Genomic DNA, 1,586 nt, shown 5'->3' on the forward strand with positions numbered 1-1,586 from the left:
AGCACCCCGGCAGCGATCGAAGCTGCCTACAGCGCGTCACGCTACGATCGACCCACCGAGCCCCCCGGGCCCGGTGACAGACACCAACGCCTGCACCAAACCCGGGGCGCAACATTCCTTCAGCGCTGTCTCCACGACAGCACGAGCACCATCCCAGTCGGAGATGTCGGTAGTGTCGACCGCGGCAGTGCCACCTGCGGTGGCGATGGCGGCCGCGACCTCCTCGGCCGGACCCGCATGGGCTTGGCCGTCACCACTCAACTCCGCTCCCATGTTGTTGACCAGAACGGCCGCACCCTCTGAGGCGAGCGTCAATGCATGCGCCCGGCCGATACCGCGACCGCCTCCCGTGACAACCGCGACCTTTCCGTCCAAAGTACCCACTTGCTTCTAACGTCCTGTCCAGTCGAGGGGTGGCCATCCCACGGGCGCCGGCCGCTGGAACGTCATCCGCACCTGAAGAGACCCACATCGGGAAGCGCCCGAGCGGCGCTCATCGGCCATACCTGCGGCCACGATTGAGCACACCCGGGCGCGCGGTCATTGATGCATCAGGAGTCGCCGACTGACATATCAACGATGGACTGAGCGAGCGACGGCTGTCAAGAGCCTCCGCCCCGCTCTGACTGGAGTGCACACCCGGACGTTTCGCTGACCGGGCGGTTGCAAGGTCGTGAGGCATCCCGCCTTCAAGAGAGTCGGAGACCGCACTGTCCCTCACGTGACATAGCAGATTCTTTCACCTAGCGTGGCCAGCCAGCGGGGATGCTGCGGCCGGGCAACGCCGCCCGGCCGACGGTCGGCAGAGAGGCTGGGTCATGGCGCGAATACACCCGTCTTGGTCGGAGTCGGCGTCGACCTCGGCCGAGTACCGGACGCTCTGGAACCAGATCCGGAGATGTGAGCTCCTGCCTGGCCAGGTGATCACCGCGCACCAGGCTGCAGCGCAGCTGAACATCGGGCTCCTCCCGGCACGTAACGCCCTCGTCCGGTTGGCCCAAGACGGACTGGTTCAGCCTGTTCCACGGCGGGGATACCGCGTCACGCCACTAACGCAGAAGTCGGTCGACGACTTCTTCCTGACTTGGCGTCTGATCGCCCCGGAGATCGCGCGTCGCGGACTTTTGGACGCATCCCACGAACAGGTCCGGCTGTTGCACCGCTTGCTGATGAAGTTCGAGTCTCTTCCCGACCTGCCTCCGCAGAACCGGAGCATATGCTTCGTCGAGTACGCGGAGGCGATGTTCCACGTATTGGCGGTTGCCACCACGAACGGCCGGCTGCTGGAGACCTACCGCTGCATGCTCGGGGAGATGGCTCGGATCTGGTCACTGGTTCTCGCCGACGCAGCCGGTCCGAAGGCACTCATCGCGGCACACCCCGGCTGGTGCGCCGCCATCGGCAACCGCGATGGCGACCGGGCCGCCGACGTCGTCCACTGCTTCCTCGACCTCACTCACGCTCCGGCGCGGCGGCTGGCTCGGACAACCGAGTCGGTTCCCTAGTACTGCAACGACACTTCGTTATATCTTGACTGGGCGTGTCGCTGAGGCCCTGTTTCGGCGGTCCTGTAGTTGATCTTGTGT

2 protein-coding genes are annotated in these 1,586 nt (G+C 65.3%); one reads left to right on the plus strand and one right to left on the minus strand.

Annotated elements, in window-relative coordinates; all coding sequences use genetic code 11:
• Positions 1 to 36: 36 nt before the first annotated feature.
• Positions 37 to 384, minus strand: a complete 348-nt coding sequence (locus tag LY13_RS25440; RefSeq protein ID WP_253831097.1) for an SDR family NAD(P)-dependent oxidoreductase — start codon at positions 382 to 384, stop codon at positions 37 to 39.
• A 434-nt stretch (positions 385 to 818) separates the two neighbouring features.
• Here LY13_RS25440 and LY13_RS25445 point away from each other — a divergent pair, with 434 nt between their 5' ends.
• Positions 819 to 1,505, plus strand: coding sequence for a GntR family transcriptional regulator (locus LY13_RS25445; protein ID WP_301299645.1), 687 nt, complete (start codon positions 819 to 821; stop codon positions 1,503 to 1,505).
• Positions 1,506 to 1,586 lie beyond the last annotated feature (81 nt).

Source organism: Prauserella aidingensis (genome assembly GCF_024171865.1).
In the GTDB taxonomy this organism is placed as follows: Bacteria; Actinomycetota; Actinomycetes; order Mycobacteriales; family Pseudonocardiaceae; genus Prauserella; species Prauserella aidingensis.